This is a genomic window from Acutalibacter sp. JLR.KK004, assembly GCF_036941085.1.
GTDB lineage: Bacteria > Bacillota > Clostridia > Oscillospirales > Acutalibacteraceae > Acutalibacter.
This window is the reverse complement of record NZ_JAYMNQ010000003.1, coordinates 117,576-142,445: the sequence shown is the minus strand read 5'-3', so window position 1 is coordinate 142,445 and position 24,870 is coordinate 117,576. Positions and strand designations below refer to the sequence as shown.

General features: G+C 57.3%; 35 protein-coding genes. 7 read left to right on the top strand and 28 right to left on the bottom strand.

The genetic code is table 11. The annotated features are described in order from the left end of the window. Positions 1-182: 182 nt before the first annotated feature. Positions 183-1,079, bottom strand: a complete 897-nt coding sequence (locus VSQ30_RS18450) for a YifB family Mg chelatase-like AAA ATPase (RefSeq protein WP_334466308.1) — start codon at positions 1,077-1,079, stop codon at positions 183-185. Positions 1,080-1,520: 441 nt separating this feature from the next. Between VSQ30_RS18450 and VSQ30_RS18445 the strand changes: the two genes are divergently transcribed. From VSQ30_RS18445 to nrdR, 5 genes are all read left to right on the top strand, one after another. Beyond that, positions 1,521-2,096: a sigma-70 family RNA polymerase sigma factor gene (locus tag VSQ30_RS18445; protein WP_160642137.1), complete on the top strand. Its 576-nt coding sequence runs from the start codon at positions 1,521-1,523 to the stop codon at positions 2,094-2,096. Positions 2,097-2,191: 95 nt separating this feature from the next. After that, positions 2,192-2,473 carry a zinc-ribbon domain containing protein gene (locus VSQ30_RS18440; protein WP_160642136.1) on the top strand — a complete coding sequence of 94 codons (282 nt, stop codon included), beginning with the start codon at positions 2,192-2,194 and terminating at the stop codon, positions 2,471-2,473. A gap of 288 nt (positions 2,474-2,761) precedes the next feature. Beyond that, positions 2,762-2,974, top strand: coding sequence for a cold-shock protein (locus VSQ30_RS18435; protein WP_334466997.1), 213 nt, complete (start codon positions 2,762-2,764; stop codon positions 2,972-2,974). A gap of 109 nt (positions 2,975-3,083) precedes the next feature. Then, a complete protein-coding gene (locus tag VSQ30_RS18430) occupies positions 3,084-3,869 on the top strand; it encodes a sugar phosphate isomerase/epimerase family protein (protein ID WP_334466304.1) in 786 nt (261 codons plus the stop codon). A 203-nt stretch (positions 3,870-4,072) separates the two neighbouring features. Beyond that, the gene (gene nrdR, locus VSQ30_RS18425) at positions 4,073-4,534 is read left to right on the top strand and encodes a transcriptional regulator NrdR (protein ID WP_160642134.1); all 462 of its coding nucleotides are present in this window, start codon (positions 4,073-4,075) and stop codon (positions 4,532-4,534) included. Positions 4,535-4,645: 111 nt separating this feature from the next. Here nrdR and VSQ30_RS18420 read toward each other — a convergent pair whose 3' ends face one another. The 3 genes from VSQ30_RS18420 to VSQ30_RS18410 form a co-directional block, all read right to left on the bottom strand. Beyond that, positions 4,646-6,127, bottom strand: coding sequence for a UDP-N-acetylmuramoyl-L-alanyl-D-glutamate--2,6-diaminopimelate ligase (locus VSQ30_RS18420; protein ID WP_334466302.1), 1,482 nt, complete (start codon positions 6,125-6,127; stop codon positions 4,646-4,648). Positions 6,128-6,388: 261 nt separating this feature from the next. Next, on the bottom strand, positions 6,389-7,489 hold the full coding sequence (hemW, locus tag VSQ30_RS18415; RefSeq protein WP_334466300.1) for a radical SAM family heme chaperone HemW: 1,101 nt from the start codon (positions 7,487-7,489) through the stop codon (positions 6,389-6,391). Between the two features lie 15 nt (positions 7,490-7,504). Next, positions 7,505-8,350: a DNA-3-methyladenine glycosylase family protein gene (locus tag VSQ30_RS18410; RefSeq protein WP_334466298.1), complete on the bottom strand. Its 846-nt coding sequence runs from the start codon at positions 8,348-8,350 to the stop codon at positions 7,505-7,507. 668 nt (positions 8,351-9,018) lie between these two features. Here VSQ30_RS18410 and rlmB point away from each other — a divergent pair. After that, positions 9,019-9,810 carry a 23S rRNA (guanosine(2251)-2'-O)-methyltransferase RlmB gene (rlmB, locus tag VSQ30_RS18405; RefSeq protein WP_160642130.1) on the top strand — a complete coding sequence of 264 codons (792 nt, stop codon included), beginning with the start codon at positions 9,019-9,021 and terminating at the stop codon, positions 9,808-9,810. Between the two features lie 4 nt (positions 9,811-9,814). Next, complete coding sequence (locus tag VSQ30_RS18400; protein WP_334466296.1) at positions 9,815-12,931, top strand: hypothetical protein; 3,117 nt, start codon at positions 9,815-9,817, stop codon at positions 12,929-12,931. A 55-nt stretch (positions 12,932-12,986) separates the two neighbouring features. Here VSQ30_RS18400 and VSQ30_RS18395 read toward each other — a convergent pair whose 3' ends face one another. The 24 genes from VSQ30_RS18395 to rpmC form a co-directional block, all read right to left on the bottom strand. Next, positions 12,987-13,757, bottom strand: a complete 771-nt coding sequence (locus VSQ30_RS18395) for a hypothetical protein (RefSeq protein WP_334466294.1) — start codon at positions 13,755-13,757, stop codon at positions 12,987-12,989. Between the two features lie 219 nt (positions 13,758-13,976). After that, positions 13,977-14,318, bottom strand: coding sequence for a 50S ribosomal protein L17 (rplQ, locus tag VSQ30_RS18390; protein WP_160642127.1), 342 nt, complete (start codon positions 14,316-14,318; stop codon positions 13,977-13,979). A gap of 30 nt (positions 14,319-14,348) precedes the next feature. After that, entirely contained in the window at positions 14,349-15,302 is a 954-nt protein-coding gene (locus tag VSQ30_RS18385; RefSeq protein ID WP_334466292.1) for a DNA-directed RNA polymerase subunit alpha, read from the bottom strand. A gap of 47 nt (positions 15,303-15,349) precedes the next feature. After that, positions 15,350-15,976 (bottom strand): 30S ribosomal protein S4, encoded by a 627-nt coding sequence (gene rpsD, locus VSQ30_RS18380; protein ID WP_160642125.1) that lies wholly within the window; start codon positions 15,974-15,976, stop codon positions 15,350-15,352. A gap of 31 nt (positions 15,977-16,007) precedes the next feature. Next, positions 16,008-16,409, bottom strand: a complete 402-nt coding sequence (gene rpsK / locus VSQ30_RS18375; protein ID WP_160642124.1) for a 30S ribosomal protein S11 — start codon at positions 16,407-16,409, stop codon at positions 16,008-16,010. Positions 16,410-16,424: 15 nt separating this feature from the next. After that, positions 16,425-16,793, bottom strand: coding sequence for a 30S ribosomal protein S13 (gene rpsM, locus VSQ30_RS18370; protein WP_160642123.1), 369 nt, complete (start codon positions 16,791-16,793; stop codon positions 16,425-16,427). Positions 16,794-16,811: 18 nt separating this feature from the next. Next, a complete protein-coding gene (rpmJ, locus tag VSQ30_RS18365) occupies positions 16,812-16,925 on the bottom strand; it encodes a 50S ribosomal protein L36 (protein WP_016404088.1) in 114 nt (37 codons plus the stop codon). A 40-nt stretch (positions 16,926-16,965) separates the two neighbouring features. Beyond that, entirely contained in the window at positions 16,966-17,184 is a 219-nt protein-coding gene (gene infA / locus VSQ30_RS18360; RefSeq protein ID WP_066862280.1) for a translation initiation factor IF-1, read from the bottom strand. Between the two features lie 19 nt (positions 17,185-17,203). Further along, positions 17,204-17,458, bottom strand: coding sequence for a KOW domain-containing RNA-binding protein (locus tag VSQ30_RS18355; protein ID WP_237076187.1), 255 nt, complete (start codon positions 17,456-17,458; stop codon positions 17,204-17,206). A gap of 10 nt (positions 17,459-17,468) precedes the next feature. Further along, positions 17,469-18,221: a type I methionyl aminopeptidase gene (gene map / locus VSQ30_RS18350; protein ID WP_160642121.1), complete on the bottom strand. Its 753-nt coding sequence runs from the start codon at positions 18,219-18,221 to the stop codon at positions 17,469-17,471. After that, positions 18,218-18,856 (bottom strand): adenylate kinase, encoded by a 639-nt coding sequence (locus tag VSQ30_RS18345; protein WP_160642120.1) that lies wholly within the window; start codon positions 18,854-18,856, stop codon positions 18,218-18,220. Before VSQ30_RS18345 ends, map begins: the two co-directional genes overlap by 4 nt. A gap of 163 nt (positions 18,857-19,019) precedes the next feature. Continuing rightward, the gene (gene secY / locus VSQ30_RS18340; protein WP_334466284.1) at positions 19,020-20,333 is read right to left on the bottom strand and encodes a preprotein translocase subunit SecY; all 1,314 of its coding nucleotides are present in this window, start codon (positions 20,331-20,333) and stop codon (positions 19,020-19,022) included. A gap of 1 nt (position 20,334) precedes the next feature. Further along, on the bottom strand, positions 20,335-20,775 hold the full coding sequence (rplO, locus tag VSQ30_RS18335) for a 50S ribosomal protein L15 (protein WP_160642118.1): 441 nt from the start codon (positions 20,773-20,775) through the stop codon (positions 20,335-20,337). 21 nt (positions 20,776-20,796) lie between these two features. Further along, on the bottom strand, positions 20,797-20,970 hold the full coding sequence (gene rpmD, locus VSQ30_RS18330) for a 50S ribosomal protein L30 (protein WP_160642117.1): 174 nt from the start codon (positions 20,968-20,970) through the stop codon (positions 20,797-20,799). A 10-nt stretch (positions 20,971-20,980) separates the two neighbouring features. Beyond that, positions 20,981-21,448 (bottom strand): 30S ribosomal protein S5, encoded by a 468-nt coding sequence (gene rpsE, locus VSQ30_RS18325; protein ID WP_160642200.1) that lies wholly within the window; start codon positions 21,446-21,448, stop codon positions 20,981-20,983. A 50-nt stretch (positions 21,449-21,498) separates the two neighbouring features. Next, positions 21,499-21,858 carry a 50S ribosomal protein L18 gene (gene rplR, locus VSQ30_RS18320; protein WP_160642116.1) on the bottom strand — a complete coding sequence of 120 codons (360 nt, stop codon included), beginning with the start codon at positions 21,856-21,858 and terminating at the stop codon, positions 21,499-21,501. A gap of 21 nt (positions 21,859-21,879) precedes the next feature. After that, positions 21,880-22,428, bottom strand: coding sequence for a 50S ribosomal protein L6 (gene rplF / locus VSQ30_RS18315; protein WP_334466283.1), 549 nt, complete (start codon positions 22,426-22,428; stop codon positions 21,880-21,882). 19 nt (positions 22,429-22,447) lie between these two features. Then, the gene (gene rpsH, locus VSQ30_RS18310; RefSeq protein ID WP_160642114.1) at positions 22,448-22,846 is read right to left on the bottom strand and encodes a 30S ribosomal protein S8; all 399 of its coding nucleotides are present in this window, start codon (positions 22,844-22,846) and stop codon (positions 22,448-22,450) included. 18 nt (positions 22,847-22,864) lie between these two features. Beyond that, positions 22,865-23,050 carry a type Z 30S ribosomal protein S14 gene (locus tag VSQ30_RS18305; RefSeq protein ID WP_160642113.1) on the bottom strand — a complete coding sequence of 62 codons (186 nt, stop codon included), beginning with the start codon at positions 23,048-23,050 and terminating at the stop codon, positions 22,865-22,867. Positions 23,051-23,062: 12 nt separating this feature from the next. Then, positions 23,063-23,602: a 50S ribosomal protein L5 gene (rplE, locus tag VSQ30_RS18300; protein ID WP_160642112.1), complete on the bottom strand. Its 540-nt coding sequence runs from the start codon at positions 23,600-23,602 to the stop codon at positions 23,063-23,065. Between the two features lie 17 nt (positions 23,603-23,619). Further along, positions 23,620-23,940, bottom strand: a complete 321-nt coding sequence (gene rplX, locus VSQ30_RS18295; RefSeq protein ID WP_160642111.1) for a 50S ribosomal protein L24 — start codon at positions 23,938-23,940, stop codon at positions 23,620-23,622. Between the two features lie 16 nt (positions 23,941-23,956). Next, entirely contained in the window at positions 23,957-24,325 is a 369-nt protein-coding gene (rplN, locus tag VSQ30_RS18290) for a 50S ribosomal protein L14 (protein ID WP_160642110.1), read from the bottom strand. 58 nt (positions 24,326-24,383) lie between these two features. Next, positions 24,384-24,626, bottom strand: a complete 243-nt coding sequence (gene rpsQ / locus VSQ30_RS18285; RefSeq protein ID WP_160642199.1) for a 30S ribosomal protein S17 — start codon at positions 24,624-24,626, stop codon at positions 24,384-24,386. Between the two features lie 38 nt (positions 24,627-24,664). Beyond that, positions 24,665-24,868: a 50S ribosomal protein L29 gene (gene rpmC / locus VSQ30_RS18280; RefSeq protein ID WP_160578505.1), complete on the bottom strand. Its 204-nt coding sequence runs from the start codon at positions 24,866-24,868 to the stop codon at positions 24,665-24,667. Positions 24,869-24,870 lie beyond the last annotated feature (2 nt).

The following is a 24,870-nucleotide window of genomic DNA, read 5'->3' as shown; positions in this document are numbered from 1 at the left end:
AATCCCAGCCAGAGGGGGGTAAATTCATTTTCTGGTTGCCTTTTATGCCAAAGAAATACACCAAGCGAATGTGCGACCCTTGCGAGGAGTAGGGGCAAAAAGGCCAGAAAAGCCCGTTATACCGGGGTTTTCGGCACAATTAAAGCCCCGGTAGCACCGAGGCAGAGCGATTATCTTGAGGGTCAGACCCCGCTGTGGGCCAGGGAGATTTCCCCGGGCCGGGGGATGGCCCCGCCCCCAGACAATCCGGCTGTGGAAATGGTGTGGTGGGGGGAGCGGAAGGGCCTGCTTTGCAGCAGGGATCCCCCTGCCTCCAACTGCCCGGCAATGGAGTGGATCATGGTGGCCTCCAGGGCCTCCTGGAAGGCCATGTCCGGCAGGATGGAGGGCAGCCGCTTTGCCATCATGCTCTTGCCAGAGCCGGGGGAGCCTAGCAGCAGGATGCTGTGGCTGCCGCTGGCAGCTATCTCCAAGGCCCGTTTGGCAACATTCTGGCCCTTTACATCGGCAAAATCCGGCAAGGGCAGAAGGCTTTCCGCAGGCTCGGCGGGCTGGGCGGCAGGGATGAGGGAGTCTCCCCGCAGGTGGGCTATAAGCTGGGGTACGTTCTTTACGGGGTACACCTGCAGGCCCTGCATCACAGCCCCTTCCCGGGCGTTGTCCTCCGGGACGAACAGCCGCTTATACCCCGCCTCCTGTGCCCGGGCCGCCATGGGCAGCACGCCCCGCACCCGCCGCACCTGCCCGGAAAGGGAAAGCTCCCCTAAAAATACGGCGTCCTCCAAATCGCACAGAAGCTGGCGGGAGGCCTGCAAAAGGGACAGCAGCAGGGGCAGATCATACATAGGCCCTTCCTTGCGCTTGTCCGCCGGGGCCAGGTTCATGGTGATGCGGCTGACGGGGAAATCGAACCCGCAGTTTTTCAGCGCCGCCCGCACCCTGTCCCGGGACTCCTTTACCGCCGCGTCGGGCAGGCCTACCACCTCAAAAGCCGGCAGGCCCCCGGAAAGATCTGTTTCCACCTCCACCGGGAACGCGTTCATGCCATAAAGCCCCATGCTGTGAATTTTTGCTACCATATCCCTCTTCCCCCTTTCAGCGTTTTAAGACCGCGGATTCCCTCCACGCTCCAGCCTAAGGCCGCGGGGCTTTGCCCCGCACCCCACACCCCCTTTAAAAAGGGGGTGATCCTAAACTCAAGTATGGATTATTTTTGGATTTGCAAACTCTATAATAGCTGCTCTGCGGGTATTATACCATTAGCGCAAAGCGCGTTAGTATCTGCCCATCGTCCGTCTGACCAAAGGGAAGAACTGGGCGGGGCAGTTTGAAATCAAGTATAATAACCGTCTTGCGGTTATTATACCATAAAGGCGCAAAAAGGGAAACTTAGAGAAAAACCATATTTTTTAAGACTTATGGGAAAAACTTCTTGACGGAGCGGGAGGTTTAGGATATGATTAGAGAGAAAATACAGCAGAAGGGGCGATACAGTAAACGCCCTGCCGCGAGGTGTCAGGATGTCCGGGGATTTTGAAGAATGGAGCAGCGCGCAGTTGGCGCGCCGGGTGCGTCAGGGGGACGCGGATGCCTTTACGGCGCTTAGCGCCCGGTATCTGTGGCTGGTGCGGGCAAAGGCCCACAGGTTTTCCGGCGCCCATGCGCCGGAGGTGGAGGATCTGACCCAGGAGGGCCTTTGGGGGCTGTACACAGCGGCAGTATCCTTTGACGAAAGGGCCGGGGCTTCCTTTTCCACCTATGCGGGGGTGTGCATCTATAACCGTATGGCAAGCGCTGTGCGGCGCTATGGCAGCAGCGGCAACAGGACTTTGAACGAATCGGTTTCCCTGGACAGCGGCGATATGGCTTTCACCGTGGCAGGGGAAGATCCCGGGGCCGCGCTGGAGCTGCGGGAATGGCTTCACCAGCTTCGCCAAAGGCTGGAAGCGTCCCTTTCCCCTTTAGAACGACGGGTGCTGGCGCTGTACCTCAGCGGCTGCCCCAGGCGGGAGCTGCCGGAAAAGCTGGGGGTGTCCCAGAAGTCCTGCGACAATGCCCTGCACAGGGTGCGCAGCAAGCTGCGGGCTATGGAGTAAGCCGGGCTTGTCCCCTATATATGCCCAGGTATGAGAGAAAACGGTGCAACTCCGTTGCGGGCAACAAGTATTACGGTAAAGCGAGGTTTCAAATCATGTATGAGGACAAGACCCTTACCTGCAAAGAGTGCGGCAGGGAGTTCGTGTTCACAGCCGGGGAACAGGAATTCTATGCCGAAAAAGGCTTTGCTAACCAGCCCCAGCGCTGCAGGGAATGCCGCCAAGCCCGCAAAAATCCAGGCCGTTCCCAGCGGGAGATGTTTACGGCTGTGTGCGCTTCCTGCGGGAAAGAGGCTCATGTGCCCTTCCAGCCCCGGGAGGATCGCCCTGTCTATTGCAGCGAGTGTTTCGCCGCTATGAAAGAGGAAACGGATTGACAAAGGGCCGGCGGGCAAAAGCCCCGCCGGTTTTGCTTTTTCTTCCTTTCTTTCCCGGATTTGCGGCGGTTGGGGGGTTGACAAAGTCTATATCCCATGGTATAATACCATTGTATTCTGATAGCACGAAAGATGAACTCGCAGTTTCTGTAAGTCATTGGAGCGTCTGATGATTTACACAAGCTGTGAGTTTTTTGTCAGGCACGGAGCACGGGCTTCTCCCCTCAAGGAAATTCCCGTTATCCGGCTCGGCTAGCCGGATACGCAATACTTTCTATGGAGGTGCCGATCATGAACGGTACAGTTAAATGGTTCAACGCAGAAAAGGGCTATGGCTTCATTTCCAACGACGAGGGCGGCGAGGACGTGTTCGTACATTTCTCCGCTATCCAGTCCGAGGGCTTCAAGACTCTGGAAGAAGGCCAGAAGGTCACTTTTGAAACCGAGCCGGATCCCAAGAACAGCGAGAAGCTGCGCGCTGTGAACGTGGTTAAGCTGTAAGTTTACCGCCCAGGCGCTAAAGGCCGGGCCTGCAAAAGCAGGCTCCGGCCTTTTTGCTATATCGTTGATAAGGCTTTTTTGATGAAACACAGGAAAGGGGGCATTTGCCTTGCAGACCGGTATCAGCACCGCATGCCTGTACCCTATGGAAACGGAGAAGTCCCTGGAAATCCTCTTGAAGCAGGGATACCGGTGTTTTGAAGTATTCCTCAACTCTGCCCGGGAAATGGAAAAGCCCTTTCTGCGGGAACTGAAGGCCATGGGATCCTGCTATGGGGCAAGCTTTGTGTCTGTCCATCCCTTCACCGCTGCCATGGAATCCATGCTGCTTTTTGGGGACTATCCCCGGCGCACAGAGGAGGGGATGGACTTTTACCTGCGGTATGCAGAAGCCGCCGCCTATCTGGGGGCCGGATATTTCGTGGTGCATGGGCAGATGGAGGGCCACGGGAAGCTGAGCGATCCGGAATACTGGGAGCGCTTTGGGAACTTATACCGCAGGGCGGCAGGGACAGGCGCCCGCCCTGCCCAGGAAAATGTGCGCAGGCTGAAAAGCGCCCGCCCGGCTTTCCTGCAGGGGATGCGCTCCTATTTGGGGGAGGACTGCGCCTTTGTGCTGGACGTAAAGCAGTGCAGGCTTTCCGGGTTTTCCATAGAGGATGTGGCAGGGGCTATGGGGGACAGGCTTTGCCATGTACATCTCAGCGGCTGCCGGGAGGGGGAGGCCTGCCTGCTGCCCGGGGCAGGGGATTTTGATTTGGCCGGGTTCCGCCGCCTGCTGGAGAGGGCAGGCTATCAGGGCGCAGTGGTGACAGAGGTGTACCGCAGCGGCTTTGGCGAGCCGGGCGAGCTGGAAAAATCCCGGGCGGTTCTGGAAAAGGCTTTTGGCTGTTAAGGGCGGCTGTCCGGGGGAATACACAAATTTTTTTGGGCTGCGCTTTCTTTTTTTCGCGGATCTTCTTGCATTTTCCCTATATTTCGTGTATACTTTTCACACAGGGCCTTTGTGTCCCATATATTGTGGTTGACAGAAACATTCTGTTTTGCCCTCATGGGCAATGTGTTTACTTATAGAATACTTTTTGGGAGGTATCGGCTATGAAGTGTCCCTATTGCGGCTACAGTGAAAGCAGGGTGGTGGATTCCCGCCCCACCGACGAAGGCGAGCGCATCCGCCGCCGCCGGGAATGCCTGAAATGCGGCAAGCGCTTTACAACCTATGAGATCATTGAAAACGTGCCTATTGTCGTGATTAAAAAGGACAAGTCCCGGGAAACTTTCGACCGCAGCAAGCTGTTAAACGGCCTTCTGCGCGCCTGCGAGAAGCGGCCTGTCTCTGTGGACACCCTGGAGCGGATTGTGGACGAGATTGAGGCTTTGCTCCAGAACTCCCTGGACAGGGAGATTTCTTCCCAGCGCATTGGCACCTATGCCATGGAAAAGCTGAAGTCTGTGGACGAGGTGGCCTATGTGCGTTTTGCTTCGGTATACCGGCAGTTTAAGGATATCAACAGCTTCATGGAAGAGCTGAGCAAGATTATCAACAGCAAATCAAAATAAGCGCGGAAAAGCGCCGGAGGGAGAATTTTCCCCCGGCGCTTTTTTGATTGCGGAGAACAGCCTATAGAGAGGCTGCCGGCAAAGCTTTTAAAAAAGGGACTGACCCTAAAATCAGGGCGCGCTCACGCAGTTGGCGCTTTCCTGCTCCAGTTCTTCCAGCAGCTCTTTGACCACCACACGCTCGTCAAAGGGATATTTTTTTCCCTTAATCTCCTGGTAATCCTCGTGGCCCTTGCCTGCCAGCACCACAATGTCCCCTTCCCCCGCGTTCTCCAGGCACCATTTGATTGCCGCCCGCCGGTTGGGGATCTCAATATATTTCCCGCTGGTTTTTGCCATTCCGGTTTTAATGTCCGCGATGATATCCATCACGTCCTCGTCCCGGGAATTGTCCTCTGTTATTACGGAGAGATCGGCCAGCCTGCCGCTTACCTCCCCCATCTCATACCGCCGCACCCGGGATCGGTTTCCTCCTGCGCCAAACAGGCAGATAAGCCTTGCGGGGTTATATTCCCGCAGGGTGATAAGCAGGTTTTCCATGGCAACGGCATTGTGGGCATAGTCCAGCAGCAGGGTGAAGGGACCTGGCACCTCCACAGGCTCTACCCGCCCCTTTACCCGCACCTGCCCCAGGCCCTCCTCCATAGCGGCCTGGGGGATGCCCAGCTGGTGGCAGCAGGCAATGGCTGCCAGGGCATTGCTGGCGTTAAAGCGCCCGGGCAGGCCCACCTGGGCGGCAAACCGGAGCGCGCCGGATACCTGGAAGGTGACGCCCAGAAAGCCGGGCCGGTTTAGGTGGGCGCAGCCGCTTCCCTGATAATCTGCCCCCGTGCCGAAGCCAAAGGTCTTAACAGGGCAGGGGGCCTTTTCCAGCACGCCCATGACGGCCTCATCGTCAAAATTGCCTACAGCGGTTTCGCACATGGGGAACAGCAGGGCCTTGCTTTCCAGATACTCCTGCATGTCCTTGTGCTCTACCCCCCCAATGTGATCCTCGGAAAAATTTGTGAACACCCCGGCTTTAAAGGGGAATCCGTATACCCGGAAGTCCCGCAGGCCGATGGAGGAGGCCTCCATTACGCAGTATTCGCACCCGGCGTCTGCCATTTCCCGCAGATATCTCTGCACCTCGTAGCTTTGGGGGGTGGTGTTTTCAATCTGGGTCAGCTTATGGCCGATAAGCACCCCCACCGTGCCGATAATGCCGGTTTTATGCCCCGCAGCCTGCAAAATGGCCTGTATCATATAAGCGGTGCTGGTTTTCCCCTTTGTGCCTGTGATGCCGATAACCTGGATGTCCCCCTCCGCCGGGTTCCCGAAAAAAGCGGCGCTCATCAGGGCCAGGGCTTTTTTGGTGTCCGGCACCAGCAGCACCTGGGCGCCCGGGGCCTCCACAGGCTCTTCCGCCACAACCACCTTTGCCCCGGCGGCGCAGGCCTTGGCGGCATATTGGTGCCCGTCAGCGCTTGCCCCTCGCAGGCACACAAACGCGCAGCCCGGCAGGGCCTTCCGGGAATCGTACACAATATCTGTAACCTCCACGTCCTCAAAGCCCTGAAGCCCCAGGGCCTTTACCAGCCGCGATACCTTCATGCCAGCACTTCCTTCCGGTATTCTGATCTGTATTGTATGAGAATCCTGCTTATATCATACCTGCTTTTGAGCAGATTGTCAATGCGGCCTGGGAGGGGGAGTGTCCAAAGCATGTGCCTTATGCCTCCGGCGGTTTAGGGGCTTCGCCCCTAAATACCCCACCACCTTTGAAAAGGTGGACGAAACTTTTGTGTTTCTTCATTTTTTAAAATACCCGCTTTGGACACTCCCTGGGCGGGAGGCCTGCCCAAGGCATACGCCTTATGTCCCCGCGTCCTCCAGCAGGCGCAGCAGCAGGGCATTTGACACCAGGAAGCCTTCCGGGGTGAACCGGAGGGACTGGGGGGATATCCGGATAAGATGGGGCGGGCAGGTTTTGGCGTTTTCCAGCAGGCGGCGGAAGGCCCGCTCTCCGGCAGGGCCAAACCTTTCCCCACAGCCTGCCTCGCTTAGCCCCTCTGTTAGGCGCAGGCGGAGCATGGCGTATTCCGGAAAAGATCCGCCCGGCCCGTCGTCCGCGGGTGCGGATCCCGCCAGGAAGCCCTCCAGATCCCGGGGAAAGTAAAACCGCCTGCCGTTTTGGAAGGAATGCGCCCCGGGGCCTATGCCCAGATACTCCTCCCCCTGCCAGTAAATAAGGTTATGGCGGCTTTCAAAGCCGGGGCGGGAGAAATTGCTGATTTCATACTGGAAGAAACCTTGGCGGGCAAGCTCTTCCACGCAGAAAAGATACTCTTCGGCGGTTTCGTCCCCGTCTGGCAGGACAAGGCCCGCCGAGGCAAAGGGAGTGCCCGGCTCCACCTTCAGGATGTAGGCAGAGATATGCTGCACTCCCAAGCCAGAGGCAAACGCGATGGTTCGGCCCAGCTTTTCCCTGCTCCCGCCGGGCAGGCCCAGCATTATGTCCAGGGAAATATTCCGGAACCCAGCCCTTTGAGCCGCTTTCACAGCTTCCTCTACGTTCTCCGGGCTGTGGGCGCGGCCCAAGAGCTTTAGTTCTTCCCGGTCTGCCGACTGCATCCCCATGGAAAGGCGGGTGAACCCGGCTTCGGCCAGGGCGGCAAAAAAGGCCTCGTTCACATGGGTGGGATTTGCCTCCAGGGTGACTTCCCCCGGAGGGGCAAGGGGGAAGGATTTTCTGGCCTGCCGGAGCAAACGGGAAAGCCGCTCTGGCCCCAGCAGGCTGGGGGTGCCGCCCCCAAAATAGATTGTAGTTATAGGCATACCCCCCCACTGGGCCAGCACTGCCTCTGTCCGGCGGACATAGGCATCCATGGCGCCCTCCTCACAGGGCAGGGAATAAAAATCGCAGTAAGGGCATTTGCCCCGGCAGAAAGGGATATGGATATATAAGCCTGCCATACAGCGGCCTCCTCTTTATGGATTTTCTCCTGCCGCTTTGGCAAAAAGGGCGGGATGCATCCGGCTGTAATGAAAAATGTATTGCTGGGCAAGGCCCGCGTTTTCCCCAAAATCCTCTGGGGAAAAGCCGGGAAGAAGGGTGTGCATGGCCCGCTTCATCCACACGTCCATGGGGAAGCACCGGGTTTTATGGAAGCCGTACAGCAAGGCGCATTCCGCCACCTTGGGGCCGACGCCCCTGATTTTTTGCAGCTCCCGGCGGGCCTCCTCCAGAGGGGCCTTGTCCACGGCTTCCAGGCTTACCTCTCCCGACGATATCTTTTGGGCCGCGTCTATGAGGTATTTTGCCCGGAAGCCTGCCCGCAGGGGGGCAAGGCTTTCCGGCGTCTCCCCCATAAGGGCCTGGGGGGCGGGGAAGCTGGAAAGCCCTGTGCCAGGAATGGGCCTGCCCCAACCCTGGCACATCCGCTGGAGGATGCCCTTTATCCGGGGGATGTTGTTGTTCTGGGAAATGATGAAGGAGCACAGGGCTTCCCAAGGATCCTGCCGCAGCAGCCGGATGCCTGGGGCAAAGGCGGCTGCCTCTGCCAGCACCGGGCTTAGGGCGCTGAGGGCCGCGCGCTTTGCCTCATAGTCTTCGTCCAGATCAAAGTATCCCCGCCAGAAGGAGTCAAATTCCGCCTGGGAGCAGGAGAAATGCAGCCTGCCCTGGGCTTCCCGCACAACCAGCGCTTTATCCTGTGCCACGCCCTGCCAGGCCCCCGGCTCTCCCGGCAGGGGCTGCCAGCGGAAGGCCTGGCCGCAGTCCAGGGTTTGGGCCAGGCTGAAGGAGGCGGGGATGGAGCAGAGGGGTTCTGTCATATGTTCGCCGCCTTTCTTTTTTTGTTAAATTCACAAAAAGTATAAATATGCATCATGAAAAAGCAGGGCGCAAGGGAGGATTTCCCGGCATTTCGCCCTGTTTCTTGCAGTATAGCACAAAAAAGGGGAAATGAACAGCCCCAAAACAGGGCAGGCAGGCAAAATTTCCCTATTTCCCGGCTGTATACTCTATGCGTTTCCTGCCGGGCAGGGGGCTTGACACAAGAATTTGTGGGAAAATATATTCCCCGGGGTGGATGTTGAGAGGGGGAATTCCCTGCCATAAGTGTGGAAAAACCCCTTTCTTTCCCTTTTCCACCGGGAAAACCCTTGGCGGACAAGGAGTTATCCACATTTTCCACAGAGTTTTCCACATTGGTTCACAAAGAGGGAAAGTGTTTTATGGAAACTGATGTTTGAGCCTGTTTTCCCCTTGCAAAAAGAATTTTTTTGCAAAAAAAGGGATAAATCCGCCTTCCCTGTATCAATTTTATGGGGAAAGTCAAAGAAACCGGGCTTTTGTCGGCTGGATTGCGCATTTTTATTTGAAATTTGCGGCAGAATACGGTACAATATAAGGGACATGATTTTCCCTGTTTCCCATGATAACCCCTGAAAAACTGTATTGCATGAAGAAATCCCCTTTTGTAAAGGATGTGCGCCGGAAGTTGGAAAAACAAAGAGGAAGCCGGACAGATGAAAACATCATAGCCGGGCGCAACGCTGTAAGCGAAGCCCTGCGGGCGGGCCGCACCATTGACAGCCTGTATATTTCCCGGGGAGAGGCAAGCGGCCCGGTGTTGGCCCTTGTGGCAAAGGCCAAGGAGGCCGGGGCCGCTGTGAAGGAAGTGGACATACAGAAGCTGAACCACCTGTGCCCCGGAGAGCATCACCAGGGCGTGGTGGCGGTGGCGGCTGTGAAGGAATATGCCCGGGTGGAGGATCTGCTGGCCCTGGCCCGGAAGCGGGGCGAGCCTCCTTTCCTGGTGATATGCGACGGGCTGGAGGATCCCCACAACCTGGGGGCTGTGATACGCTCTGCGGAATGCGCGGGCGCCCATGGGGTAATTATCCCCAAGCGGCGCAGCGTGGGGCTTACTTATGCTGTGGGCAGGGCCTCGGCAGGGGCTGTGGAGCATCTGCCTGTGGCCCGGGTGCAGAACCTGCCCCGGCTGCTGGAGGACTTACAAAAACAGGGCGTGTGGATATACGCTGCCGATATGGACGGGCAGCCCTGGGTGCAGGCGGATTTGACCGGGCCTTGCGCCCTGGTGATAGGCTCTGAGGGCCGGGGGGTAAGCCGCTTGGTGAAAGAAAAGGCCGACTTTGTGCTGTCCCTGCCCCAGATGGGCAAAATCAATTCGCTGAACGCCTCAGTTGCGGCAGGTGTGCTGTGCTGCGAGGCGGCCCGCCAGAGAAGCGGGCTGCAGGCGTTCAATCCCAAAAGGAGGGATCTCTAACACCATGGCAGAGAAACCGGATTTTACTTTGGAAGATATTCTGGCGGAAGAACGGGCGCGCCGGGAGGGCGCAGGGGAGATGGATCTGCCTGCCCCCCAGCCGCCAGATCCTGTCCCCGACAAACCTGCGCCCCCAAGGCAGGAGACCCCCGCAAAGGCCCCTGCCCAGCCCCGGCCTGTCCCTGTAAAAGCGCCCCAACCCGCTCCCTCTGCGGAGCCGCCTTTCCAGGAGGAGGAAATTTCCCCTGAGGAAGAACTGCCCCAGGAGAAGCCGAAAAAGAAGAAGAAAAAGTGGGGGCTTTTCGGCAGGCGGAAAAAGATGCCGGACTTTGACGAGGGCGAGGACATGTACTATGGCATCCAGCTAAAGCCTCTGGATGAATACCGCCTGGACAACGACGTGCCCGAGGACATGGCCCCGGGAGGGGACAGCTTTAAGGCGCTGTTTGACGACTCCACCACTGCCATTGATCAGGAGGTGGAGGAGAATTTCCAGCGCCTGCAGAAGGAGCGCCGCCGCCGGGTGGCAGAGGCCGTCCAGACTGCCGGGGTGGACGAGGAGCAGATAGCCGATGAATTCGGCGTGGTGGCCCCCATGCCTGTTACGGCCTTTGCGGCAGACCCCTATGCCCGCCAGCACGGGATCGATGTGGAGGGCGGGAAGAGAAGCCAGGAGGAACTGCCGGACATCCAGCGGGCCATGCTGGAAACCTCCTCCGACCAGACTATGGAAATCAAGCTGAATGTGCTGAACAACACCGTGGAACTGCAGCAGGTGCAGGAAGGCGGCGGGATGGAAGGGGCCACAGTCAGCGAGGAAACTGTCCACAAAATATTGGAATTCGCCCCAGCCCCGGAGGAAGTGCCAGAGCCTGCTTTGGAAGAGCACATGACTGGGGAAGTGATGCTGGAGCCGGAGGAAGCCCTCATGGAGGACGGGCTGGCACAGGAAGCCCCTGTGGGGCAGGAACCTGCCTACGCGGAAGAAGCACAGCCAGCGCCTCTCCTTTCAGATCAGGAACCCCTTTCCCAAGAGGGACAAGCTGCGGAAGCTGGAGAGTCCTTGGCACAGCCAGCCCCGGAAGCGGAACCCCAGGCCACTATCGAAATGCCCGCGGCCCCTCCAAGGCAGAAAGCGCCGCCCCCCAGGCCCATGGCGGAAATCCCCCGGGTGCAGAGCATATACGAATACCGCTCCCGGCGCATTGCCACCCATATCATCCATGCGGATGTGCTGCAAAGCGCCCTGCTGTCTGAATCTGAAGGGTTGCAGCAGGCCTTGCAGGCAGAGATGGAGGAGGCTGCGCCCCGCCGCAGGGTGAAGAACAAAAAGCTGGAGATAAATCTCCCTGAGGAGGAAATGCCCGCCCCGGATGTGGACACCGGAGAATCCATCGAGGACTATACTGGCCCGGAGGATGCAAAGTCCATTGCCCACGAACTGCGGGGGGACATGCACGAGCTTTCCATGCGCATGATGATAACCGGGGTGTGTACCCTTATCCTGACTGTTGTGAACCTGATTTTCGGCGGGCGCTTCTCTGCCGGCGGTGATGTGGGTTCTATGCCCATTATCTTTATTATCCTGACTGTGGTGCTTGCCGGTGTGTCCATGGGTATTTGCTACCGCACAGTGGGCAACGGCTTAAAGGCCCTGTTCTCCCTCAGCGCCAACTCTGACAGCGCCTGCGCAGTGGCCGCGGTGGCGGTGGCGGTGCAGACCCTGGGAGCGGTTTTCTTCCAAAGCGATTTGGCAGACGGCAAGCTGCACTTGTACGCTGTTGTGCTCACTGCCCTGCTGTTCTTAAACGCGGCCGGAAAGCTGACCATGCTCCGGCGCATCCACAGCAATTTCCGGTTTGTCACTTCCCGGGAGCAGAAATACGCGGTGCGCACCTTTGACGACTATAACACCTCTTTGAAGATGACCAAGGATGTGGTGGCGGAAAAACCATTGGTAGCCTACCAGTGCAGGGCCGGTTTTTTAAAGCGCTTTTTGGAGCTTTCCTACAGCCCGGATCCCACGGAATCCTCCTCCCAGCTTATTGCGCCTATTGGGCTTTTGTCCTCCCTGGTGCTGTGCATTTGCAGCCTGCTGGTGACGAAAAGCGTGTCCTCTGCCCTCAGCGCCCTGGCGGCGGCCTGCTGTGCCTGTGTGGCGGCAGGAAATATGCTGGCGGTAAACCTTCCTTTAAGCCGCTTGTGCAAGACGGCACGCCGGGCCGGTGCCATGGTGGTAAGCTATGAAGCCATTGAAAAGCTGGGAGACGTAAACGCTGTTGTGTGCGACGCTTCCGAGCTGTTCCCTCCCGGCACAGTGGTGCTGGGGGGCATCAAGACCTTTGGCAACCGCATTGGGGCTGAGGAAGCCATTATGTCCGCTTCCGCCTTGATGAAGGAAATCGGCGGCCCCCTTTCCAGCGTGTTTGACCAGGTTATCAGCGAAAACGAGGACGCCCTGCCAGAGGTGGAAAAGTTCCACTATGAGCCGGGAGGCGGCATTGTAGGCTGGGTGGATGGCAGGAAAATCTATATTGGCAACCGCGGCCTGCTTATCAACAACCGCATCGAGGTGCCTGCCCGGGAGGAAGAGACGCAGTATGCCACAGGGAACAAGTCTATCATTTATATTGCGGTGGACGCGGCAGTTGCCGCCATGCTGGTGCTCACCTATGGCGCAGACCGCCGGAAGAAAAACGAGCTGCAGCGCATGGAGGACAGCGGCGTTACGGTGCTTGTGCGCACTACGGATCCCAATGTTACCCCAGCGCTGGTGGCCCGGCTGTTTGGCATTGACACTGCCTCTGTGGGGATTCTGGACGGCCAGCTTGGCCAGGAGGCCCAGAAGCTGATGGAGGAGAAAATCTCCCGGGCAGACGCGATGGTGGCCACGAAAGGCCGCATGGAGTCTATGCTCAGCGTTATTTCCGCCTGTGTGGAGCAAAAGCGCATGACAGGCCTGCTGGTGGCAATCCAGTGCGCGGTGGTGGTGTGCGGCTTTATCCTGGTGGCCTTTATGGCCTGCTTTGGAGGTATGCGCCAGCTTTCTTCCTTTACCCTCTTTGTCTTTCAGGGCATTGGCCTGCTTATCCTGCTGGTCCTGCCCAAGCTGCGAAAATAATTACCCTGTAACTCAAAAACCGTATCCGGCTTTTTCACCGGGTACGGTTTTTTCATCATATGGGGACAAAGGCGTATAGCAGCAGCCCCAAAAACAGGCTGGCGGCATTGGCGGAAAGAGCACAGGCCATGCCGCGCTTCCAGCTCTTTTCCCGCAGCAGGAACACATAAGCCAGGGCTTCCACGATAAAGACCAGCGGCTCTGCCACAAAATACACCAGCAGGCTCAGCAGGTATATCCCGAATTCAGCCTGGGCCATGAGGAATGAAAGGCCCGTCTGGGTGAGGATGTTTATGAGGATAAACACAGCCCAGCTTCCTTTTCGGCGGTACCCGAAGCAGTAAAAGGCTATGCCCTCCACCAGCAGCGTGAACACGACCCGTATGCCTACCAGCAGCGGCTGGCGCCAGGGGGGCTGGCCGGGTATTACCTCCCTGCTGCTCACATCCAGGGTTACCAGGTGGCTGTAGCCTTTATACTCGATCCCGTCTGCGGGGATGTCCCAGCTAAGCCCTGTGCCCCGCACCTCCAGGGTGGTTTTTGTGGCGTTCCAGAGAAGCTCTTCTTTGGGGTGTGCGGTCCACTCCTGAAGGTAGTCCACCCTATAGCGCCTTTCAAAGCCAATTTGCACCGCTCCTTCCAAGTGTATGCGGCCTTCGTTTATGCCGTCTGTTTTCACAATGTCAATGGTTAAATCCTCCGGCCCACCGATTACGATAATCGTCATATCCGGCCCCATGGCCCCGTTGGCGGCGGCCCCTACAGGCAGCAGCCACAGCAGGATTGCCGCCACCAGGACTATGCGGAAGGCTTTCCTTTTCTCCAAAATCCAATCCCTCCTTTCCGCCTATGGCAAGGGGGGCTGTGTGCAGCACACAGCCCCCCTTTTTTCATATATTTAATTTCCCCAGCCCGCTGGGCAGATGGGAGTCCAGAGGGGCGCTAATCGCCAGTGGCGATTGTTCAGCGCTGACCGAACCGGCAGGTGAGACCGATGCCCCTTTGGCGCGGGGTTTGAGGGCGGGAAGCCCCCAAGGCCTTTCCCTTACAGCAGCTCCAGAACTGCCATTTCGGCAGCGTCGCCCCGGCGGGGGCCAAGCTTTGTAACGCGGGTGTAGCCGCCGTTGCGCTCCGCGTATTTGGGAGCAATCTCTGTGAAGAGCTTGTTAGTCACGCCCTCCTTGGTGATAAAGCCCATAACCAGCCGCTTGTTGTGCAGGCTGTTATCCTTGGCAATGGTAATCATCTTTTCCGCCAAGGACTGCACCTCCTTGGCGCGGGTTACGGTGGTTTCGATCTTGCCGTTCTCAAAGAAGAACGTTACCAGGCCGCGCAGCATAGCCGTCCGGTGGGCAGTGGCCCTGCCCAGTTTTCTGGTTCCCGGCATGATATTCCCTCCTATCTATGGTCAAAAAACTTATTCGTCATCCTTACGCAGGCTGAAGCCCAGAGAAGCCAGCTTCCATATGACCTCTTCCAGCGATTTCCGCCCCAGGTTGCGCACCTTCATCATGTCCTCCTCAGACTTGCTGATGAGATCCTCCACAGTGTTGATGCCAGCGCGCTTGAGGCAGTTGAAGGAACGGACCGATAGATCCAGCTCCTCGATGGTCATTTCAAGAACCTTTTCTTTGCCGCCCTCATCCTTTTCCACCATGATCTCTGTGCTCTTGCCCTTGTCGGACAAGTCCACAAACAGGTTCAGGTGGTCGGTGAGGACTTTGGCCGCAAGAGACACTGCCTCCTGCGCGTTGATAACACCGTTTGTCCAGACCTCCAGCGTCAGCTTGTCATAGTCGATGCTTTGGCCCACGCGGGTGCTTTCCACGTTGAAATTAACCTTGAGCACAGGTGTGTAAATAGAATCGACCGCAATCTCCCCTATAACGCCTTCCGGCAGGTTCTGCTTGTTGCGCTCGTTCGAGACATAACCCCTTCCCTTATCAAGGGTCAGCTCCATATAGAGCTTGGCCCCGTCTCCCAGTGTGCAGATGTGCAGATCCGGATTGAGGATCTCCACCTCGCTGTCACTTTTAATCGAATCCGCTGTAACTACGCAAGGCCCTTCAGCGGAAATCTCAATGGTCTTGGGGCCGTCGCAGTGAAGCTTTGCCACAAGCCCTTTGATGTTCAGCACGATCTCGGTGACATCTTCCTTTACTCCCGGGATGGTGGAAAATTCGTGCAGCACGCCGTCAATCTTGATAGATTTCACGGCGACGCCCGGCAGGCTGGAGAGCAGCACGCGGCGCAGGGAGTTGCCCAGGGTGGTGCCGAATCCCCTCTCCAGGGGTTCTATGACAAACTTGCCATAGGTGCCGTTTTCGAGAATTTCCGCTATTTCAATTTTGGGTCTTTCTATCTCAATCATCCGCGATCCTCCTTTTACACAGCGCTAAAAATTGCCACAGCCTACTCTTACTTGGAGTACAACTCGACGATGAGCGTCTCGTCCACTTCCAGATCGATGTCCTCACGGGTGGGCATCTCGGCAATCTTCGCCTGCGCGTTGGGGGCGTCTACGTCCAGCCACTTGGGAGTGGGCCGGGCGGAGTTAGCTTCCAGCACAGCCTTGAATTTATCGCTCTGGCGGCTGCCGTCCTTAATGGCAACAGTCTCGCCGGGCTTACAGAGATAAGAAGGGATATCCACTTTCTTGCCGTTTACCGTGTAGTGCCCATGAACCACAAGCTGGCGGGCCTCGGCACGGGAGTTTGCCCAGCCGCAGCGGTACACCACGTTATCCAGGCGGGACTCCAGTAAAATCAGCAGGTTGTCGCCAGCCTTGCCGGGCATCTTGGTGGCCATTTCGTAGTAGTGGTGGAACTGGCCTTCCAGCACGCCATAGAAACGGCGGGTCATCTGCTTGGCGCGAAGCTGCAGGCCATATTCGGATGTCTTTTTGCGGCCCTGGCCATGCTGGCCGGGGGCATATGCCCGGCGGCTGATGGCACACTTGTCTGTGTAGCACCGCTCGCCCTTGAGGAACAGCTTCTGGCCCTCGCGGCGGCACAGCTTGCACACGGCTTCTGTATATCTTGCCATATTCTGAGTAACCTCCTAATTATTGCTGCATTTACACGCGTCTTCTCTTGGGAGGACGGCATCCATTGTGGGGGATGGGCGTAACGTCTTTGATCATGGAGACGTCCAGGCCCGCTGCCTGCAGGGCGCGGATAGCGGCTTCACGCCCGGCGCCAGGCCCCTTTACATAGACCTCTACAGACTTCATGCCGTGTTCCATAGCCAGGCGGGCGGCAGTCTCAGCGGCAGTCTGCGCGGCGAAGGGGGTGGACTTGCGGGAACCGCGGAAGCCCAGCTCGCCGGAGCTTGCCCAGGAGATTGCGTTGCCCTGGGTGTCGGTGATGGTGACGATGGTGTTGTTGAATGTGGACTGGATATGGGCTGCCCCGCGCTCGATATTCTTACGCTCGCGGCGGCGGCGCACCGTACCCTTTACGCCCTTTTGTGCTGCCATGTGATAAACCCCTCCTTACTTCTTCTTGTTAGCCATTGTCTTGCGGGGGCCCTTGCGGGTCCGGGCGTTTGTCTTGGTGCGCTGGCCCCTTACGGGCAGGCCCTTGCGGTGGCGCACGCCCCGGTAGCAGCCGATTTCAATAAGGCGCTTGATATCGAAGGCCACGTCGCGGCGCAGATCGCCTTCCACATGGCAGTTCTTGTCGATATAGTCCCTGAGCTTCGCAGTGTCGTCCTCAGAAAGATCGCGCACGCGGATGTCGGGGTTCACGCCGGTATTGGCGCAAATGTTAGAAGCGGTCTTACGGCCGATGCCATAGATATAGGTCAGCGCGATTTCAATGCGCTTGTCTCTGGGCAGGTCGATACCGGAAATTCGAGCCATTGTTACACCTCCAAAAAATTAGCCCTGGCGCTGCTTGTGCTTGGGGTTGTCACAGATGACCATGACCTTGCCCTTGCGCTTGATGATCTTGCATTTTTCGCACATCTTCTTCACAGAAGGCCTTACTTTCATAACTTTACCCTCCTTGGTACGGGTTGTTTCTCACTATCGCTTACTTAGAACGCCAGGTGATGCGCCCTTTGGTAAGGTCGTAAGGAGACATCTCCATGGTGACCTTATCCCCCGGCAGGATGCGGATGAAGTTCATGCGCAGCTTGCCGGAAATGTGGGCCAGCACCGTGTGGCCGTTTTGCAGCTCAACCTGAAACGTCGCGTTGGGCAGGGCTTCTTTCACAACGCCCTGCACTTCAATTACGTCCTGCTTTGACATTAGGCAAAAACCTCCGTACTTACGATTTCCCCGCCCTGTCCCGGAAAGGCCGGAGGGCGGAACGTATTTGTCGATTGGTTCTCAGGGCTTCCTCGGGAAGCACCGTGGCGGTAGCCGCCACATGGAACGGCTTCTTGCGCTTGGGCCTCTCCAGGGGGCGGCGCTTGCCGTCGCACACCCAGAGGCATGGCCCCTCCGTTCCCAGCACTGCCAGGAAATCCCCTTTGTCACGGCCTGCTATAGACCTGACCACCTGCCCCCGTTTTATTTCCATCCCGCACCCCTCAGTCCAGCCGGGTGAGGATAACGGGGCCGTCAGGGGTGATAGCCACTGTGTGCTCAAAATGGGCTGACAGGGAATGATCCCTTGTCACAGTGGTCCAGCCGTCCTTTAATACCTCTATTTCTTTGCGGCCAAGATTTATCATAGGCTCTATGGCTATGGTCATCCCGGCCTGCAGCCGCACCCCCCTGCCGGAGGTGCCGTAATTGGGGACGCTTGGGTCTTCGTGCAGCTTCGCACCTACTCCGTGGCCGACAAATTCTCGTACCACCGAGTAATTGCGAGCTTCGACATACCCCTGCACTGTGCTGCCGATATCCCCCAGGCGGTTGCCGGGGCGGGCCTGCTCAATGGCTTTAAACAGCGCCTGCTCGGTAGCGTCCAGCAGCGCCTGCGCTTCCCCGCTTATTTCTCCGCAGGGGAAGGTCCAGGCGTTGTCGCCGTGAAACCCCTTATAGCAGGCCCCCACGTCTATGCTGACGATGTCGCCCCGCTTCAAGATGGTTTCCTTTTTGGGTATGCCATGGATCACCACGTCGTTTACAGATATACATGCGCTGGCCGGAAAGCCGTTATAGTGCAGGAAGCTGGGGGTAGCCCCCATCTTCGTAATATAGCTGTGCACTATTTTGTCCAGCTCCCATGTGGAGGTGCCGGGCTGTACAGCCTCACCGGCAAGGCGTAGTGCTGTCTGCGAGATTTTCCCGGCTTTCCGCATAATGGAAAGCTCCCGGCTCGTTTTCAGCACGATCATGAAAGATCCTCCAAAGCCTCCAATACCAGCTTGGTGGTTTTCTCCACCTCATCCTGGCCATGGACCACCAGCAGCTTGCCCTGGTTGGAGTAATACTCCTTCAAAGGCTCTGTCTGGGTGTGGTACACCTCCAGGCGTTCCTTCACTGTATCCGGGTGGTCGTCCTTGCGCTGAACAAGGGTGCCGCCGCAGCTATCGCATTTGCCCTCCTCCTTGGGCTGTTTGTACTGCACATGGTAGGAAGAGCCGCAGGCTTCGCAGACACGGCGTCCGGACATGCGGGAGACGATCTCTTCGTCGGGTACTTCAATATCCAGTACCGCGTCGATCTCCACCCCCATGGCGTCCAGAGCCTCGGCCTGAGGGATGGTGCGGGGGAAGCCGTCCAGGATGAACCCGTTCTGGCAGTCCTCCTCAGAGAGGCGGTCTTTGATGATGCCGATGAGGATTTCATCAGGCACAAGCTGGCCGCTTTCCATATAGCTCTTGGCTTTCAGCCCCATCTCTGTGCCGCTTTTCAGCGCTTCACGGAGGATATTCCCCGTGGAGATTGTGGGTATATTTTTCTTCTGGCAAATAATTTCCGCCTGGGTGCCTTTGCCGGCGCCCGGGGCACCTAAAAGAATCAGCTTCATAGCAAAACTCCCTTTCTCAAATACCCGCCGGAGCCGCCCCCGGCGGCGTTTTGCACGCCTGCCCTTTGGGGGTCTCCTGCGTTATCCGGGGAGCGCTCTTTTGGCTGGGCGGATTCCCAGCCGGTAAGCAGCCCCCGTTTCTACCAGTCTGCGGGGTACTGCCTTAATCCAGGAAGCCCTTGTAATGGCGCATCATCATCTGGGACTCCAACTGCTTCACAGTCTCCAGCGCCACGCCAACAATAATGATGACGGAGGTGCCGCCTAAGGACAGGCCGCCCATGCCGGTGATATTGGTGAAGATGATGGGGATGAGGGCCACGAAGGCCAGGAACAGCGCGCCAATCAGGGTTACTTTGGAGAGGATTTTGGCGATGAAATCCGCCGTAGGCTTGCCGGGACGGAGGCCCGGGATGGTGCCGTTGCTCTGGCGGAGATTATTGGCCATTTCCAGTGGGTTATACTGGACGGACATATAGAAATACGCGAACATCACGATCAGCAGGAAATACAGGATGATATAAACCCATCCGGTCTGCTGGAAGGCATTCAGGACAGAAGCCCAGAAGGTGCCTTCAGCGGGATGTGCGAAGAACTGGACGAACTGGGGAATGGACAGGATGGCACTGGCGAAGATAACGGGCATAACACCGCTCATAGCCACCTTGATGGGCAGGAACGTGCTCTGCCCGCCGTACATCTTGCGGCCTACCACCTTTTTGGCATACTGCACCGGGATGCGCCGCTCGGCTTCGTTCATAAAGACGATAACCCAGATGACCATCAGGAACAGCACGATGAACAGGGGGGCCAGCACCAGGAAGTGCCCGGCTGTAGAGGGGCTGTCCAGGCCCAGCTTGAAATACTGCCAGACAGATCCGAAGGTGACGGGAAGCCTTGCCACAATGCCTGCAAACAGGATCATGGAAATGCCGTTGCCAATGCCCTTCTCGTTAATCTGCTCGCCCATCCACATAATGAGGGCCGTGCCTGCCGTAAAGGCCAGCACAATGACAAAGCCTACAAACACGCCGCCCGCCCCGGCAGTGTACTTCACAATGCCGGAACTGCGCAGGTAGATATAATAGGCCACGCCCTGGATAAGCCCCAGGCCCACAGTGACAAACCGGGTGATGGTGGCAATCTTCTTGCGCCCCTCCTCGCCTTCCTTCTGCAAACGCTCTAAAGCAGGGATGGCGATGGTCAAAAGCTGCATAATGATGGAGCTGTTGATATAGGGGGTAATGCCCATGGCGAACAGGGAGGCATACTGGAACGCGCCGCCTGTCAGCATGTTGATATAGCCCAGGGCCGTGTTGGCGCTTGCGCTCTCCATCAGGGCCTGTAAGCTATTCATGTCTAAAAACGGAATGGGAATCACAGAGCCAAAGCGGAACGCGATGATGATAAACAGGGTAAACAGCATCTTTTTCCGCAGATCCGGTATCCGCCACGCGTTTTTTATCGTGTTCAGCAACTCAGATCACCTCGGCCTTCCCGCCAGCGGCTTCGATCTTGGCTTTCGCCGCCTCAGAGAAAGCACTGGCCTTTACGGTAAGCTTTTTTGTCAGCTCCCCGTTTGCAAGGATCTTCACGCCGTCGCCGCACTTCTTGATAATGCCTGCTTCCATGAGAGCGGCAGCGTCTACCGCGGCGCCGTCCTCAAAGCCGTTCAGGCTTCCCACGTTTACGGAAACGATGTCCTTTGCGAAAATATTGTTAAAGCCGCGCTTGGGGATACGCCGCTGCAGGGGCATCTGGCCGCCTTCAAAGCCGGGCCGCATACCATGGCCTGCCCGGGCCTTCTGGCCCTTGTGGCCCTTGCCGGCGGTCTTGCCGGTGCCAGCGCCATAGCCTCTGCCAATGCGCTTACGCTCTTTTGTAGCGCCGGGCGTAGCTGTTAGCTGATTGAGCTTCATTGTCACGCACCTCCTTAAAGCTTACTTACTGACTGTGACCAGATGGCCTATTTTCTTAATCTTGCCCTGGGTCTGGGGGTTGTCGGGCTGCTCCACGCAGTCCCCCACCTTTTTAAGCCCCAAAGAGAGGGCTGTGGCTATTTGATCCTTCTTGCAGCCAATCAGGCTCTTTACCAAAGTGATTTTCACCTTCAAGCCCTCCTTTTTACAGAATTTCCTTCACGGTCTTCCCGCGGATGGCGGCCACCTCTTCTGCAGTGCGAAGCTGGGTAAGGCCAGCCATGGTGGCGCGCACCACGTTGCAGGGGTTGTTGGAACGCAGGGCCTTGGTGCGGATGTCCTTAATGCCCGCGCTTTCCACCACAGCACGCACAGGGCCGCCGGCGATAACGCCGGTACCGGGGGCGGCGGGCTTCAAAATCACCTTTCCAGCGCCAAACTCGCCCACAATCTCGTGGGGGATGGTGCTGCCTCTGAGGGCAATCTTTGTCAGGTTCTTCTTGGCGTCCTCAATGCCCTTGCGGATAGCGTCGGGCACTTCGGCGGCCTTCCCGATGCCAAAGCCCACGGTGCCCTGGCCGTCGCCTACTACAACAAGGGCGGAAAACTTCATTACGCGGCCGCCCTTTACAGTTTTGGCTACGCGGTTGATGGAAACCACGCGCTCCTGCATATCCAGTGTCGTTGCGTCGATATTACTAGCCAAAATGGTATTCCTCCTTCTTAGAAGTTGAGGCCGCCCTCGCGGGCGCCTTCGGCCAGCTCTTTGACGCGGCCGTGGAAGATATAACCGCCGCGGTCAAAGACCACATTGGTAATGCCTTTTTCTGCTGCCTTTTCCGCAATCATCTTGCCCACCTTGCGGGCCGCTTCCTTGTTGCCGCCCTTGCCTTCAAAGCTCTTGTCCAGGCTGGAGGCCGCGCACAGGGTGCGTCCGGCTGTATCGTCGATAATCTGGGCGTAAATGTTTGTAGAGGAGCGGAACACATTCAGCCGGGGCCGCTCCGCGGTGCCGGCTATTTTGCCCCGCACCCTCTTGTGGCGGCGCAGGCGCGCTTTATTTGTATCTGCCTTATTGACCATTTCTTCTCAACTCCTTAACCATTAGCCTTTAGCGCCCTTGCCGGCCTTGCCTTCCTTATGGCGCACATACTCGCCCTGATAGCGGATGCCCTTGCCCTTATAAGGCTCGGGGGGCCGTTTCTCGCGGACTTCCGCCGCAAACTGCCCGACCTTCTGCTTATCAATGCCGGAAATGACAATGGTGTTCTGGTTCGGGGCCTCGATCTTGATGTCCTCGTTTTCCGAAACGATCACCTGATGGGAATAGCCCAGGTTCATCACCAGGTCTTTTCCCTGCTTCTGCACACGGTAGCCAACGCCCTGCACATCCAGGGTTTTGGAGAAGCCTTCCGTTACGCCCAGCACCATGTTCTGCACCAGGGTCCGGGTCAGGCCGTGCAGGGAGCGGGATTCCTTCTGGTCATCCGGGCGGGTGACTAAGATTTCCTCCCCTTCCTTCTGGATGGTGATAACCGGGTTGAAGCTCTGGGTCAGGGTGCCCTTAGGCCCCTTCACTGTAACAACGCTGCCGTCAATTGCAACATCGACGCCGACGGGAATATTTATGGGTTTTCTTCCAATTCTCGACATATTCGCGCACCCCCTCTTTTTACCAAATGAATGCCAGCACTTCGCCGCCGACATTTGCCTTCCTGGCGGCCCTGTCTGTCATGATGCCATGGCTGGTGGAAACAATGGCCACGCCCAGGCCCTTCATAACCTTGGGCAGTTCCTCCACGCCGCTGTAAATCCGCAGGCCAGGCTTTGAAACGCGCTTGAGGCCTTTGATAACCGGCGTGCGGCCGGCAGCATACTTCAGGGTGATGGTGATAACGCCCTGCTTGCCGTCCTCTGCCACGGTGAAGTTTTTAATATAGCCCTCGTCCAGCAGAATCTGGCAGATGGACTTCTTCATGTTAGAGGCAGGCACCTCCACGGTATCGTGCTTCGCGGACTGGGCGTTGCGGATACGGGTGAGCAGATCGGCGATTGTATCTGTAACTTGCATAGCTTTACCTCCTAATGTTTACCAGCTTGCCTTCTTTACCCCGGGGATTTCGCCCTTATAGGCAAGCTCCCTGAAGCAGATGCGGCAAATACCGAATTTCCGAAGGTAGGCATGGGGCCTTCCGCAGATCTTGCAGCGGTTGTATTCCCGCGTGGAGAACTTCTGCCCGCGCTGCTGCTTGATTTTCATAGAAGTCTTGGCCACAGTAAACCCTCCTTATCTTGTAAACGGCGCGCCCATCAGCGTCAAAAACTCACGGGCTTCTTCGTCTGTATGGGCGGTGGTAACAAAGCAGATATCCATGCCGCGCACCTTATCCACCTTATCATAGTCGATTTCCGGGAAGATGAGCTGCTCTTTGATACCCATGTTGTAATTGCCCCTGCCGTCAAAGGAATTGGGGTTGATGCCCCGGAAGTCGCGGACACGGGGCAGGGCCGCGTTAAAGAGCCTGTCTAAAAACTCATACATCCGTTCGCCTCTGAGCGTCACCTTCACGCCAATGGGCATGCCTTCACGCAGCTTGAAGTTCGCAACGGACTTCTTTGCTTTGCACACCACGGGCTTCTGGCCCGTTATCTTCATCAGGTCGCCGCTGATAGCGTCGATAACCTTCAGGTTGTCTTTGGCTTCGCCCGCGCCTACGTTGATGACTATTTTCTCCAGCTTCGGAATCTGCATAACGCTCTTGTAGCCGAACTTCTTCATAAGAGCGGGGGCAACCTCAGCCTTGTAGAAATCCTTCATTCTTGCCATGTGTTCTTCTCCCTCCCTTACAGCGACTCGCCGCATTTCCTGCAAATGCGCTCTTTGGTGCCGTCCTGCAGGACTTTGTGGCCTACGCGGGTGGGCTTTCCGCAGCGGGGGCATACTACCTGCACCTTGCAGGCGTAAATGGCGCTCTCGGCCTTGATGATGCCGCCAGGCTCGCCCATTCTGCGGGGCTTCACATGCTTCTGCACAAAGTTTGCGTTCTCTACGATGACCTTGCCCTCTTTGGGGCTTACCTGCATGACCTTACCTTTCTTGCCGCGGTCTTTGCCGCTTAAGATCACAACGGTATCGCCGGTTTTCACATGAACCTTATTATTCATCTTACGCGCACCTCCATCAAAGCACTTCCGGTGCCAGGGACAGGATCTTCAGATATTCCCTGTCGCGCAGCTCGCGGGCCACCGGCCCAAAGATGCGGGTGCCCCTGGGGTTCTTGTCGTCACGGATGATAACGGCCGCGTTCTCGTCAAAGCGGATATACGTGCCGTCCTCGCGGCGCACGCCGGAAGCGGATCTGACGATAACCGCCTTTACCACGTCGCCCTTTTTCACTACGCCGCCGGGGGCCGCCTTCTTCACGGAAGCCACCACCACGTCGCCTATATTGGCATACCTCCTGCCGGTGCCGCCCAAGACACGGATGCACATAAGCTCCTTTGCGCCCGTGTTGTCGGCCACCTTGAGGTAAGACTGCTGTTGAATCACAGTACGTTCCTCCTTTGCTTACAAAGCCAAATAATTTCGTAACAAGCCTGCAAAAGCCTTACTTGGCCTTCTCGATGATCTCGACCAGGCGCCATCTCTTGTCCTTGGAAAGGGGGCGGGTCTCCATAATGCGTACCCGATCTCCCACGCTGCATGTGTTCTCCTCGTCGTGGGCCTTGCGCTTCACAGTGCGCTTGATGACCTTGTTGTAAATGGGGTGCTTCACGCTGTCCTGAATGGCGACCACCACGGTCTTGTCCATCTTGTTGCTGACTACCCGGCCGACAGCGGTTTTTCTCATATTTCTAGCTTCGCTCACGTATTTTATCCTCCCTTCCCTTATGCGTTCCCGGCGCTAAGTTCATTCTCGCGGATGACGGTTTTCACCCGGGCAATGTCCCGCTTGACAGCGGAGATACGCATGGGGTTGTCGAGCTGATTGATAGCGAGCTGGAAGCGCAGGTTGAAAAGCTCGGCCTTCAGGTCCTGAAGCTTGCTGTTCAGCTCGTCAGCGGTCAATTCTCTGATCTCTGAAGCTTTCATTT